This is a genomic window from Pseudomonas ceruminis (assembly GCF_021602025.1).
Classification (GTDB): Bacteria; Pseudomonadota; Gammaproteobacteria; order Pseudomonadales; family Pseudomonadaceae; genus Aquipseudomonas; species Aquipseudomonas ceruminis.
In genome coordinates this window covers 1-13,234 of the sequence record NZ_BQHW01000045.1, presented here as the reverse complement: position 1 = coordinate 13,234, position 13,234 = coordinate 1, and the positions used below count along the sequence as shown (strand labels likewise).

The 13,234-nt window shown below is 63.3% G+C and carries 10 protein-coding genes; 6 read left to right on the top strand and 4 right to left on the bottom strand.

What is annotated here, in order from left to right; all coding sequences use genetic code 11:
• Window positions 1–36 precede the first annotated feature (36 nt).
• The 4 genes from alr to L6D80_RS28635 all read left to right on the top strand — a co-directional run bounded on the left by alr (window position 37) and on the right by L6D80_RS28635 (window position 4,331).
• The gene (gene alr, locus L6D80_RS28650; RefSeq protein WP_176516645.1) at window positions 37–1,110 is read left to right on the top strand and encodes an alanine racemase; all 1,074 of its coding nucleotides are present in this window, start codon (window positions 37–39) and stop codon (window positions 1,108–1,110) included.
• 109 nt (window positions 1,111–1,219) lie between these two features.
• Window positions 1,220–1,768 carry a cupin domain-containing protein gene (locus tag L6D80_RS28645; RefSeq protein WP_176516643.1) on the top strand — a complete coding sequence of 183 codons (549 nt, stop codon included), beginning with the start codon at window positions 1,220–1,222 and terminating at the stop codon, window positions 1,766–1,768.
• A 154-nt stretch (window positions 1,769–1,922) separates the two neighbouring features.
• The gene (locus tag L6D80_RS28640) at window positions 1,923–2,327 is read left to right on the top strand and encodes a c-type cytochrome (protein WP_176516650.1); all 405 of its coding nucleotides are present in this window, start codon (window positions 1,923–1,925) and stop codon (window positions 2,325–2,327) included.
• 144 nt (window positions 2,328–2,471) lie between these two features.
• The gene (locus L6D80_RS28635) at window positions 2,472–4,331 is read left to right on the top strand and encodes an acetyl-CoA hydrolase/transferase family protein (RefSeq protein ID WP_176516641.1); all 1,860 of its coding nucleotides are present in this window, start codon (window positions 2,472–2,474) and stop codon (window positions 4,329–4,331) included.
• A gap of 101 nt (window positions 4,332–4,432) precedes the next feature.
• Here the strand turns inward: L6D80_RS28635 and L6D80_RS28630 are convergent, their stop codons facing one another.
• Together L6D80_RS28630 and rep are read right to left on the bottom strand one after the other, a co-directional pair.
• On the bottom strand, window positions 4,433–5,005 hold the full coding sequence (locus L6D80_RS28630; RefSeq protein WP_019472726.1) for a xanthine phosphoribosyltransferase: 573 nt from the start codon (window positions 5,003–5,005) through the stop codon (window positions 4,433–4,435).
• A gap of 64 nt (window positions 5,006–5,069) precedes the next feature.
• Entirely contained in the window at window positions 5,070–7,079 is a 2,010-nt protein-coding gene (rep, locus tag L6D80_RS28625; RefSeq protein ID WP_176516639.1) for a DNA helicase Rep, read from the bottom strand.
• Between the two features lie 297 nt (window positions 7,080–7,376).
• Between rep and L6D80_RS28620 the strand changes: the two genes are divergently transcribed.
• The gene (locus tag L6D80_RS28620; protein WP_176516637.1) at window positions 7,377–9,041 is read left to right on the top strand and encodes a putative bifunctional diguanylate cyclase/phosphodiesterase; all 1,665 of its coding nucleotides are present in this window, start codon (window positions 7,377–7,379) and stop codon (window positions 9,039–9,041) included.
• Between the two features lie 37 nt (window positions 9,042–9,078).
• Here the strand turns inward: L6D80_RS28620 and L6D80_RS28615 are convergent, their stop codons facing one another.
• Window positions 9,079–10,467 (bottom strand): NorM family multidrug efflux MATE transporter, encoded by a 1,389-nt coding sequence (locus tag L6D80_RS28615; RefSeq protein ID WP_054901333.1) that lies wholly within the window; start codon window positions 10,465–10,467, stop codon window positions 9,079–9,081.
• A 155-nt stretch (window positions 10,468–10,622) separates the two neighbouring features.
• Here L6D80_RS28615 and L6D80_RS28610 point away from each other — a divergent pair, with 155 nt between their 5' ends.
• On the top strand, window positions 10,623–11,546 hold the full coding sequence (locus tag L6D80_RS28610) for a LysR substrate-binding domain-containing protein (RefSeq protein WP_054901334.1): 924 nt from the start codon (window positions 10,623–10,625) through the stop codon (window positions 11,544–11,546).
• Window positions 11,547–11,611: 65 nt separating this feature from the next.
• Here the strand turns inward: L6D80_RS28610 and hglS are convergent, their stop codons facing one another.
• On the bottom strand, window positions 11,612–13,006 hold the full coding sequence (gene hglS / locus L6D80_RS28605; protein ID WP_176516635.1) for a 2-oxoadipate dioxygenase/decarboxylase HglS: 1,395 nt from the start codon (window positions 13,004–13,006) through the stop codon (window positions 11,612–11,614).
• Between the last annotated feature and the right edge of the window lie 228 nt (window positions 13,007–13,234).

Below are 13,234 nucleotides of genomic sequence, written 5' to 3'. Positions count from 1 at the left end.
ACCGTTTTCAACCTGAACCACCATAAGGCTGCCGCCATGCGTCCCGCCCGCGCCCTGATCGACCTCCAGGCCTTGCGCCACAACTACCGCCTTGCCCGTGAACTGACCGGCGCCAAGGCCCTCGCCGTGATCAAGGCCGATGCCTACGGCCATGGTGCCGTGCGTTGCGCCTTGGCCCTGGAGCCGGAAGCCGACGGCTTTGCCGTGGCCTGCATCGAGGAGGCCCTGGAGCTGCGGGCTGCGGGCATCAAGGCACCGGTCCTGCTGCTGGAGGGCTTTTTCGAAGCCAGCGAACTGGCACTGATCGCCGAGCACGACCTGTGGTGCGTGGTGCATTCGCTGTGGCAGCTCGAAGCGATCGAGAAAACGCAGGTGCACAAGCCGCTCACCGTCTGGCTGAAGCTCGACAGCGGCATGCACCGTGTGGGCTTGCACCCCAAGGATTACCGCGACGCCTACCAGCGCCTGCTGGCCAGCGGCAAGGTTGTGCGTATCGTGCTGATGAGCCACTTCGCCCGTGCTGACGAACTGGACGCCGACGCCACTGCCCAGCAGATCGCCGAGTTCGACGCCGCCCGCCAAGGGCTGGCTGCCGAATGCAGCCTGCGCAACTCGCCCGGCGTGCTCGCCTGGCCGCAGGCGCCGAGCGACTGGGTGCGCCCAGGCATCATGCTGTATGGCGCGACGCCCTTCGAAGTGGAGCAGGCTCAGGCTGCACGTTTGCAACCGGTCATGACCCTGCAGTCGCGGGTCATCAGCGTGCGGGAGCTGCCCGCGGGGGCGCCGGTAGGCTACGGCGCCAAGTTCGTCAGCCCACGGCCGACCCGTGTGGGCGTGGTCGCCATGGGCTATGCCGACGGCTACCCACGCCAGGCACCTACCGGCACGCCGGTGGTGGTCGCCGGCAAGCGCAGCCAGCTGATTGGCCGGGTCTCCATGGACATGCTGTGCATCGACCTTACCGACGTTCCTGAGGCAACCGTCGGCAGCCCGGTCGAGTTGTGGGGCAAGCAGGTGCTGGCCAGTGAAGTGGCCCTGCAGGCCGGGACCATTCCCTACCAGATCTTCTGCAACCTGAAGCGGGTACCGCTGGACTATTACGGCGAATAAGACGCCGAAGCGGACAGCTGGAGCGGCGGTGTGTTGTAAATACTGAACGGCATTGCCATGATATCGTTCACATTCACCCGCCACTTCACCGTTTCAGGAGGCTCCAGCTTTGGACGTCGGCGAACGACTGCAAGCCATTCGCAAGCTCAAGGGCCTGTCCCAGCGTGAACTCGCCAAGCGTGCGGGTGTGACCAACAGCACCATCTCGATGATCGAGAAGAACAGCGTGAGCCCGTCGATCAGCTCGCTGCGCAAGGTGTTGAGCGGTATTCCCATGTCCATGGTCGAGTTCTTTTCGGTCGAGCTTGAAGCCGAAAGCCCCGCGCAGATCGTCTACAAGGCCCACGAGCTGATCGACATTTCGGACGGCGCAGTGACCATGAAGCTGGTGGGCAAGTCGCACCCCAACCGGGCGATTGCCTTCCTGAACGAGGTGTACCCGCCGGGTGCCGATACCGGCGAAGAAATGCTAACCCACGACGGGGAAGAAACCGGCATTCTGCTCGAAGGCCGCCTTGAACTGGTGGTGGGCAGTGAAACCTTCATCCTCGAAGAGGGTGACAGCTACTACTTCGAGAGCACCCGCCCGCACCGCTTTCGCAACCCGTTCGACCAGCCTGCGCGGCTGATCAGCGCGGCCACGCCTTCAAACTTTTGATCCAGCGCAGTGCATTGATTCGGCAATACCCCTTTCCCGAGTAGGGTCGTTTCACGGCTTGTAGGTTCCCGCTATACTTTTCAACGCTCGCATTACCGTGGCCGCGGGCGTGATTAGCCACCATGAGGGTGTTCGCGTGAACCAAATCAAGAAGATGCTGGCCGTACCAGCAGCCATATTCGCCCTTTGGGCAATGAACGTAACCGCTGCGACCAATGATGATATTGCCAAGCGCCTGGAGCCCGTCGGCCAGGTGTGCGTGCAGGGCCAGGAATGCAAGGGCATGGAAGTGGCCACCGCAGCAGGCGGTGGTGGCGCCAAGACGCCGGATGAAGTGATTGCCAAGCACTGCAACGCCTGCCATGGCTCCGGCCTGCTGGGGGCGCCGAAGATCGGCGACACGGCGGCCTGGAAAGAACGCGCCGATCACCAGGGCGGCCTTGACGGCATCTTGGCCAAGGCCATTACCGGCATCAACGCCATGCCGCCGAAAGGCACTTGCGCGGATTGCTCGGATGATGACCTCAAGGCAGCGATCCAGAAGATGTCCGGCCTTTGAGCCGTCGCTGAATTACCCAGGGCCCGCCTTCCATGGCGGGCTTTGTATTTGCGGCGTCTTTACCGGCCCTGTCGCGGTGCAGGCAACAAATCAACCCAGGTTCATGTCCAACCCCTGAACCTACGGAAGACTCAGGAGGCCACGATGCACCTCTGTTCCATCGACCAGGCCGTCGATCAGGTGCTGGCGCGTCTGCCAGCCCACATTCATATGGGCTTGCCCTTGGGGCTTGGCAAACCCAATGCTTTCGTCAATGCCCTGTATGCCCGTGTACGCGACCTGCCTGAGCGGCGCCTGACGATCTACACCGCGCTGTGCCTTGGCCGGCCACCCTTGGGCGACGGCCTGCAGCGGCGTTTTCTGGAGCCCTTCGTCGAGCGTGTATTTGCCGATTACGAAGACCTCACGTTCATCGCTGACCTGCGCAATGACACGCTGCCGCCCAACATTCGTGTCGAACAGTTCTTCATGCAGCCCGGCAGCCTGCTGCACAGCGAGGCCGCGCAGCAGGACTATGTCAGCAGCAACTACAGCCATGCCGCCCGCGATATCAACGCCAAGGGACTGAACCTGGTCGCCCAGCTGGTGGCTGCCACGCCGGAAAGGCCCGTGCACTTGAGCCTGGCCTGCAACCCCGATATCACCCTCGACCTGCTGCCGATGATTGCCAAGCGTCGCGCGGCCGGCGAAACCATCCTCATGCTCGGCCAGGTGCATGCCGAGTTGCCCTACATGCCGGGCGATTCCGAGCTGGGCATCGAAGCCTTCGACCTGCTGATCGACCAGGCGGAGCAACGCCGGTTGTTTTCCACCCCGAACATGCCGGTCACTACCCAGGACCACTGCATCGGCTTGCACGCCAGTACCCTGGTGCGCGATGGCGGCACCTTGCAGATTGGCATCGGTGCAATGGGCGATGCCGTTGCGGCTGCGCTGCTGGCGCGCCAGGGCGACAACGCTGGCTACCGGGCATTGATGGATGAGCTGGACGTCGGCCCGTGGCAGGCATTGATCGCACGAGAAGGCGGCCTGGATACCTTCGCCCAAGGCCTTTACGGCTGCAGCGAAATGTTCGTCAACGGCTTGCTGGCGCTGGCCGAAGCGGGGGTGGTAAGGCGCCCGGCGGACGAGCAGGGTGTGCTTGTACATGGGGGGTTCTTTCTGGGCCCGCGAGCGTTCTACCAGCGCTTGCGGGAAATGCCGCTGCAACAGCGGGCGCTTTTCGCCATGACGCGCATCAGCTTCATCAACGAGCTGTATGGCCAGGAAGAACTCAAGCGCCGCCAGCGCCGTGATGCACGCTTCATCAACACAGTGTTCACCATGACCCTGCTTGGCGCAGGGGTGGCCGACCAGTTGGAAGATGGCCGTGTGCTCAGCGGCGTGGGCGGGCAGTACAACTTCGTCGCCCAGGGGCACGCGCTGGAGGGCGGGCGGTCGATCCTGCTGTTGCGCAGCTGGCGCGAAGCCGGGGGTGAAGTCAGCTCCAATCTGCTCTGGGCCTATGGCCACTGCACCATTCCACGGCACCTGCGCGATATCGTGGTGACCGAGTATGGTATCGCCGACCTGCGAGGCCAGACTGACGCTGACGTGATCGCGCGGTTGCTGGCGATCAGTGATTCAAGGTTCCAGGGCGAGCTCATCGAGCAGGCCAAGGGTGCGGGCAAGCTGGCCAAGGATTTCCAGCTGGATGTGCGTTTTACCGACAACACGCCTGAGCGGCTCGAGGCGATCCGCGCACGGCATGCACGGCTGTTCCCGGAGTATCCACTAGGGACTGACTTCACGGCCGAGGAGCGGGACTTGCTGCGGGCGCTGAACTGGCTGAAGAGCAAGTTCAAGTTGAGCGAGGTGCTGCAGCTGGGCAAGGCGGCGTTGGATGCACCGGGGCCTGAGGGATATGCGGCGCAGTTGGCGCGCATGGGCCTGGATCATCCCCAAGGGCTCAAGGAAGAGTTGTATCAGCGGCTGTTGTTGGCGGGTTTGGCTGCGACTGGCTGAGGCTGCGGTGCAGCCGATCGCCTGCAAGCCAGCTTCTCAGGCGTGCACAGCGCTTGGGCGTTGTGCAGTACCTGTAAAAGCCGGCTTGAGGCCAGCCAGGCTTACTCGATGAAGCTGACCACACCGCCTTCCAGCGATTTCACGCGGGCCAGCGATTCAACGCGGTAGCCCTGGCTGTCCAGCTCGGCACGGCCGCCCTGGAACGATTTTTCGATGACGATACCGAGGCCGGCAACGGTGGCACCGGCCTGCTTGATGATCGAGATCAGCGCCTGCGACGCCTTGCCGTTGGCCAGGAAGTCGTCGATCACCAGCACGCGGTCGCTGCTGTTGAGGTGGCGTGGCGAGATGGCCACGGTGTTCTCGGTCTGCTTGGTGAAGGAGTACACCGAGGCGGTCAGCAGGTTCTCGGTCAGGGTCAGCGACTGGTGCTTGCGCGCGAAGATCACCGGCACGCCCAGCTTCAGGCCAGTCATCACCGCCGGTGCAATGCCCGACGCTTCGATGGTGACGATTTTGGTCACGCCGGCGTCGGCGAACAGACGGGCGAACTCGTCACCGATCAGCTGCATCAGCGCAGGGTCGATCTGGTGGTTGAGAAACGCATCGACTTTGAGAACCTGATCGGAAAGCACGATGCCTTCTTCGCGAATCTTCTGCTGCAGTGCTTCCACTGTTGTTTCCTCGATGTAGCAAAGGTGGCCGCGAGAAGCGGCAAAGTTAAAGAGTAATGGTTGATCAGCGTTTGAGCATTGCCCGGATATCGGCCAATGCGTTGTTGCCACGCGCGGCTTTTACTTCCACAGGCGCATCGTCCAGGCCTTCCCAGGCCAGGTCGTCCGGCGGCAGTTCGTCGAGGAACCGGCTGGGCGTGCAGTCGATGATTTCGCCGTATTGCTTGCGCTTGGCAGCGAAGGTGAACGCCAGGGTCTGGCGCGCGCGGGTGATGCCCACGTAGGCCAGGCGGCGTTCCTCTTCGATGGTGTCGGCCTCGATGCTCGAGCGGTGAGGGAGGATTTCCTCCTCCATGCCCATGATGAACACGTAGGGAAACTCCAGGCCCTTGGAGGCGTGCAGGGTCATCATCTGCACACCTTCGGCGTTCTCTTCCTCTTCCTGCTGGCGCTCGAGCATGTCGCGCAGCACCAGCTTGCCGATGGCGTCCTCGATCGTCATGTCACCCTCTTCGTCCTTCTCGAGGGTGTTCTTCAGCGCTTCGACCAGGAACCAGACGTTGCTGATGCGAAACTCCGCAGCCTTGTCGCTGGCAGTCTGCTGGCGGATCCAGTTCTCGTAATCGATGTCGCGGATCATTTCGTGCAGCGCGGCGATCGGGTCTTCCAGGGCAACCTTGTGGCGTACCCCGTCCAGCCAGTGCTTGAAGCGCTGCAGGCGCTCGGTATAGCGGGCATCCAGGTGCTCGCCCAGGCCCAGCTCCTCGCTGGCGGCGTACATCGAGATACCGCGCTCGGTGGCGTAGTTGCCGAGCTTTTCCAGGGTGGTCGAGCCGATCTCGCGGCGCGGCACGTTGATCACCCGCAGGTAGGCGTTGTCGTCGTCCGGGTTCACCAGCAGGCGCAGGTAGGCCATGAGGTCCTTGACCTCTTGGCGGCCAAAGAAGCTGTTGCCGCCGGACAGGCGATACGGCACCTGGTGGTGCTGCAGCTTCAGCTCGATCAGCTTGGCCTGGTAGTTGCCGCGGTAGAGGATGGCAAAGTCGCTGTACGGGCGGTTGGTGCGCAGGTGCAGGGTGAGGATTTCCATGGCCACGCGTTCGGCCTCGGCTTCCTCGTTCTTGCAGCGAATCACCCGGATTTCGTCGCCCACGCCCATTTCGCTCCACAGCTGCTTTTCAAACGCATGGGGGTTGTTGGCGATCAGTACGTTGGCACAGCGCAGGATGCGGCTGGTGGAGCGGTAGTTCTGCTCGAGCATGACGATTTTCAGGGAGGGATAGTCCTCCTTGAGCAGCATCAGGTTTTCTGGGCGGGCACCACGCCAGGCGTAGATCGACTGGTCATCATCGCCGACCACGGTGAACTGGTTGCGCATGCCGATCAGCATCTTCACCAACAGGTACTGGCTGGCGTTGGTGTCCTGGTATTCGTCCACCAGCAGGTAGCGCACGCGGTTCTGCCAGCGTTCGAGCACATCGGGGTGCTCCTGGAACAGCTTGACCGGCAGCAGGATCAGGTCGTCGAAGTCCACCGCGTTGAACGCCTTGAGCGTGCGCTGGTAGTGGGTGTAGACGATGGCGGCGGTCTGCTCGCGCGGGTTGCGCGCCTTTTCCAGGGCTTGGGCAGGAAGGATCAGGTCGTTCTTCCAGGCACCGATCATGTTCTTGATCTCGTCGATGCCGTCGTCGCCGGAGTATTCCTTCTGCATGATGTCCGACAGCAGTGCCTTGATGTCGGACTCATCGAAGATCGAGAAGCCTGGCTTGTAGCCCAGCCGGTCATGCTCCTTGCGGATGATGTTCAGGCCCAGGTTGTGAAAGGTGCATACCGTCAGGCCACGGCCTTCCCCCGGGCGCAGCAGGGTGGCGACCCGCTCCTTCATCTCGCGCGCGGCCTTGTTGGTGAAGGTCATCGCGACGATGTACTGGGCACGGATGCCGCAGTTCTGGATCAGGTGGGCAATCTTGCGTGTGATCACGCTGGTCTTGCCGGAGCCTGCACCGGCGAGCACCAAAAGAGGGCCGCCGACGTAGTCACGGGCTTCCTGTTGCCTGGGATTGAGTCGGGACATGCTAGAAACCGGGGGTCGCCAGAAAATAGCCGCGCATTCTAACAGGCATGGGGCGGTTGTGGCGCGACCGTCTGACGTCTGAGTCAGAGTTTTGTCTGTGCCCATTATTAGTCCGGCTAATGCTATTACCGGAAAAAATCGTATTTGCCGGTTGACCGACTTTCGCGCAGGATGCACGTCAAATTGCGTCGGGACGCACTGTGGGCAAGGATATGTCTAAAAGTGAAAATCATTTTCACTTATGCAGTAGCATACTTCGCTTCCCACGCGTCACCGTCCAAGCTTTAAGGAGCCCGCTTGTCCACGCCTGCCGAACCTTTGCGGTTGCTGTTGTTGGCCGATGAGCCGGAATGGGCCGCCTTGCTGCGCGAATGCCTGCTGCCGCTGGAGGGCACGGCAGTCCTGCTGACCGCGCCAAACTGGTCAGCCGTCGACAGCCTGTTCAGCCATGATCGCCAGGCTGTGATATTGGCGACCCCGGCCCTGCAGCCGGCGCCAGGGCGCTGCGATTTGCCGACCATTGTGCTGCTTGAGCATGAGCCAGAAGCGCCACCTACCGGGGTCAGCGACTGGTTGGTGCGGGGGCAGCTCAACACCGATGCACTGCGTCGCTCGCTGCGCCATGTGCGTGAGCGGGGCGTGCTGGTTGCCACCCTGCAGCGCCTGGCCGAACAGGACCCGCTGACCGGTATCGCCAACCGTCAGGGTTTCCAGGCCCTGCTGACCGCACGCCTGGCAGAAAACGAAGGACGCGGCCTGGCGCTTGGGCACCTGGACCTGGACAACTTTCGTCATGTCAACGACGCCCTGGGGCATCAGGGCGGTGACCGCCTGATCCTGCAGGTGGTGTCGCGTCTGAAACAGCAGCTGGAGGCTGGCGACCAGCTGGCCCGCCTGGGCAGCGATGAGTTCGCCCTGCTGATCGATACCCGCCGCGATCCCAGCCGTGCCGAGGCGATAGCCGAAGGTATCGTCGAAGCCTTGGCCGAGCCTTACTGGATCGACGGTGAAAGCCTGCTGATCGGTTGCAGCCTCGGCCTGGCGCACGCGCGCGCTCAAGGTGGGGCCGACCCGCTGATGTGGCATGCGCACATTGCCATGCGCCAGGCCAAGAGCGTCCAGGGCTGCACCTTCCATGTGTTCAACGAGCGGATCAACCGCAACGCGCGCAGCCTTGCCGACCTGGAGGGCGAACTGCGCCGGGCCCTGCGCCGCGACGAACTGGAGCTGCATTATCAACCGCGGCTTGACCTGGCGGACCGGCGCATCGTCGGCCTGGAGGCGCTGGTGCGCTGGCGCCATGCCGAGCGCGGCCTGCTGCCGCCGAGCGAATTCGTGCCGCTGGCGGAACAGAGTGGCTTGATCGTGCCACTGGGCTATTGGGTGATTTCCCGCGCCTTGCGCGACATGCAGGCGCTGCGCGAGAGCGGCCTGACGCCGCTGCACATGGCGGTGAACCTGAGCTTTCGCCAGTTCCAGGACAGCCAGCTGCTGGCGACCTTGAGCCGCTTGATCATCGAGCACGGTGTCGATGCGCGCTGGCTGGAGTTCGAGCTGACCGAGACCGCGGTCATGCGCCGTAACGAACGGGTGCGCCAGACCATGGACGCCCTCGGGCGCCTGGGTGTGCGGTTTTCGCTCGACGACTTTGGCACCGGGTTCTCGTCGTTCGTGCACTTGAACAGCCTGCCCATCACGCTGCTCAAGGTGGACCGCAGCTTCGTCGCCGGGATGGAAATGCGCGAGGAGAATCGCAAGCTGGTACACGCGATGATCAACCTGGCGCACAACCTCAACCTGGAGGTGGTGGCCGAGGGCGTGGAGAGCCCTGCGCAACTGGCGCTGCTACGTGGCTTTGGCTGTGACCAGGTGCAGGGGTTCCTGGTCAGCAAGCCGCTGCCGGTGGCGGAGTTGATGGTGTATCTGCAGGAAAGCACCAAACCGTTCCTGGTGAGCGTGTAACACCGCGTGGGAGGGCTTAGCCCTCCTGTCGCGACCGTCATGCAGACACGGCGGCTTTCCCCGTCATGCCCGCCTTCCCCAGCATCCGCTTCATCCGCCACTCAAAGGCGATGGTCAGCGCCACCGAAGCACAGGCCAGCCCCAGCGCCAGCCCCCACCACACCCCGACCGCGCCGCCACCCAGGTTGAAGGTGAGCAGCCAGGCACTCGGCGCCCCGACCAGCCAGTAGCAGCACAGGCCAATCAGGAAGGTGGTCTTGGCATCCTTCAGCCCCCGGATCGAGCCCATGGCGATGGTCTGCACGCCATCGAACAGTTCGAACCAGGCCGCAACCATCAGCAAGCTCACCGCCAGGTGGTAAATGGCGGCAAAGGCCGGGTCGTTGCCGTCGATGAACAGGCCCACGAGCATTTCCGGGCGTAGCCAGAACAGCGCGGCAAAGGCGAACATGATCATCGCCCCGAAGCTGATCCCCACCCGGCCGGCGCTGCGAGCGGCCAGCAAATTGCCGGCGCCGTAGTAAAGCCCCACGCGCATGGTCACGGCATACGACAACCCGGTCGGCACCATGAACGCAGTGGAAACGATCTGCAGGGCAATCTGGTGGGCGGCAAGCTCGGTGCTGCCCAGCACGCCCATGCACAGCGCGGCAAAGGCGAACAGGCCCACCTCCACCATGTAGGTGCCGCCAATCGGCAAGCCCAGGCGCCACAGCTCGCGCAACGCCGGCAGGGAAGGGCGCGACAGGCCCTTGCGCAGCGGGTAGGCGTCGTACGCCGGGTGCCAGCGGATGTACAGCGCCAGGGCAACGGCCATGCCCATCGACACCACGGCGGTGACCAGGCCGATACCCATCAGGCCAAGCTTGGGCAGGCCGAACATGCCTTCAAGCAGGGCGACGTTGAACAGGTAATTGAGCACCGTGCCCACCAGGCTGATGACCATGACCGGCGTCGAACGGCCCAGCGCGCTGGTGAAACCGCGCAAGGCCATGAAGGTCAGGTAGCCCGGCAGGGCCAGCGGCAGCAGGGTAAGGAACTCCGCCGCCGAGGCGACGTTCTCTGGCTGCTGGCCGAACAACAGCAGTACGGGTTTGAGGTTCCACAGCACCAGGGCTGCGACCAGGGCCAAGCCCCAGGCCAGCCACAGGCCGTTCTGGGCCAGGCGGGTGGCGCCTTCGATGTCATTGGCGCCCTTGCGGATGGCCACCAGGGTGCCGACTGCCGCAATCACGCCCAGGCAGAAGATCGACACGAACGAATAGCTGGCCGCGCCCAGGCCACCGCCGGCCAAAGCCTGCGGGCTGATGCGGGCCATCATCAAGGTGTCGGTAAGCACCATCAGCATGTGCGCCAACTGCGAGGCGATCAGCGGCCCGGCCAGGCGCAGCAAAGCCTTGAGTTCGGTAGTGGGCGCGACGTGCATGGAGGTGATCCTTGTGCCTGACTCTGTGAGCGAGGGAGGATTCTGAGGCTTTGGTCAATTTTGTACAAAAGGATAAATGCGATGGTTGGCATGAGTCGAACTCATGCCAGTATGATTCTGGACACACTCTCCTGCCCCCGAATCACAGGTGCGTCATGTCCCGCCAGCTACCCCCATTGTATGCGTTGCGCGCATTCGAAGCCGCTGCGCGACTGGGCTCTTTCACCCGCGCCGGTGAAGCCTTGTCGATCACCCAGAGCGCGGTCAGCCGGCACATCCGCACGCTCGAGGAGCATTTTGCCTGCCGCCTGTTCGTGCGCAGCGGCCGCAGCCTGCAATTGACGGAGGCCGCGCGGGTGCTGCTGCCGGGCGTGCGTGAAGGCTTCGCCGCGTTGGAGCGCGCGTGCGACACATTGCGCGGCGAAGATGACATCCTGCGCATGAAAGCACCCTCGACACTGACCATGCGCTGGCTGTTGGCGCGCTTGAGCCAGTTCAGGCACTTGCAGCCGGGCAATGAAGTGCAATTGACCAGCGCCTGGATGGACGTCGATCACGTGGACTTCAACCAGGAGCCTTTCGATTGCGCCGTCTTGCTCAGCGACGGGGTGTTTCCGCCGGACTGGGAGGTGCGCCGGTTGTTTGCCGAACTGTTGATCCCGGTGGGCGCGCCGGACCTGCTCAAGCAAGGCCCTTGGGATGAGCGTCGGCTGGCCGGCATCGAGCTGCTGCACCCCACCCCCGACAAGCGTGACTGGCGAGAATGGCTTGAACGCATGGGCCTGGCCGACAAGGTGTCGCTCAAAGGCGGCCAGGTGTTCGATACCCTTGAGCTGGGCATGATCGCTGCGGCCCGGGGTTATGGCATATCCATGGGCGACCTGCTGATGGTTGCCGAGGATGTGGCCCACGGGCGTTTGAGCCTGCCTTGGCCCACGGCGGTGCCTAGCGGGATGGATTACTACCTGGTGTGGCCGCGGACCCGGCCGGGTGGTGAGCGCTTGCGGCGCTTGAGCGTGTTCTTGCAGGAAGAGGCGGCGGCCATGGATTTACCGGCTGTGCAGATTCTGCCGGCCTGACTGCGCCATGCAATCGGAGGCCGTGTGTGGCCGGGAGCGCCACGCGCCCCCGGCCCGCCTGGGCCTTACATCGACCCCAGGTTCAACGCCTGGGCGCACGCCTGCAACGAGCGGCGCTCGCTCTGTGCGTACAACGCCAGTTCGTCCTGCACCTGCAACCCCAGCGCAGCTTCGAAAGCATCCCGATTGGCATTGCTGCCATATTCGGTCTGGGCATTGTCACCCAGGTTGGACTGGAAGATCCCCGCCGCGCTCACGGGCAGGAAGTCTTCGTACACCAAGGCCTCGAAATGCACGTGGCCAGCGTCGATCAGACCTTCCAGGGTGGTCGGGCGATCTTTCTGCTCCCGTGCGGCCAGCCCCTTCTCGGTAGCGAAGTAGCGGAAGTACGCCAGGCCCTGCTCACGCATCTGCGCAAGGTCATCTGGAAACGCGGCAAAGTTCTCTTTCAGCAGTGCCCTGTAGCGCTCGGCATTGGCTTCGGCCGGCGCGCCACCCAAGGCTGCGCGGGTGGCATCGAGCAGCTTGTCGTACAGTTGCCGGCCTTTGGGCGTAAGCGCGGCGCCCCGTTGCTCGATCTCGCCAAAGCGCGCGGTGTGGCTGCCTTCGCTGCCTTGCTGGTCGCGGAAGGCCACCCGCTCCTGCAGGGCCTTGAAGCTGGTCTGACGCAGCAGAATCGGGTGACGCCGAGTGGGCGGCCCTTCGACCACGGCCTTGGGCGGGATGCCCTTGGCAGGCATGCCGAGCTGAATCGCATCAATGTCCAGTGTGCGCGGGGTCAGGTGGTTGATGTGCGGGCCCTTGAAGGCCACCACGTCAGCGATCAGGCGATGCTGGTCGTGCAACTGCTGGTACTGCTCAGCGGTGACGGTAGCGTCCTGGTGCCAGCGGAAGGTGTGCAAGGCTTGCTGCACGAACGCTTCGGCATCGGCGGCGTTCAGGCCGCCGTCACGCTCGCACTGGGCAATCAGCTCGAGGGCGCGGGCGGTGAAGATCTGGCGCTTGGCCAGGATGGCCTGGGCCATTTCACGCAGTTGTGGGTTGTCGATCAGTTCCAGGCGCAGCAGCGAAGTGAAGACGCGGAACGGGCTGACGTGCAGCGATTGCTCGTGCACTGCGCGGAACGCAGTGGAGTGCACCGGCACGCCGGCAGAGCTCAGGTCGTAGTAGCCGACCGGCGCCATGCCCATGACGGCGAACAGCCGGGCGATGGTCGCCAGTTCTTCGGCCGTGCCCACGCGGATGGCGCCATGGCGCTCCTGGTCGAGGCGTTCGATTTCGCCGGTCCAGCGCAGGGCCTCGGCCACTTGCGGCTGCTCGGCCATGACCTGCTGGTTGATTTCGCTCACCAGCTCCAGCAGCGTGCCGTATAGCGGCACTTCCTGTTTGTACATGAGCGACATGGCGGCAGAGAACTGCGCGCGGATGCTGTCTGGGCTGACGAAATCGTGGGCGGGCATCGCTAGCTTCCTGGTTGGGTTCGGACGCTTACATGAAAGCTGGGAATGCACATTGCCCACAAGCGAAAAAAAGTGAGTGTGTCATTCCTTTTTTGATCGACCTGTCCCGTCCTGAATAAGGTTTACACCTCCCATCCCGAATTTCCGGAGAGTCAGATGGAGCAAGGTGTAAAGCGCACACAGCGAGATTACTCACTGTCTTTTAAATTGGCGGTGGTTGATCAGATT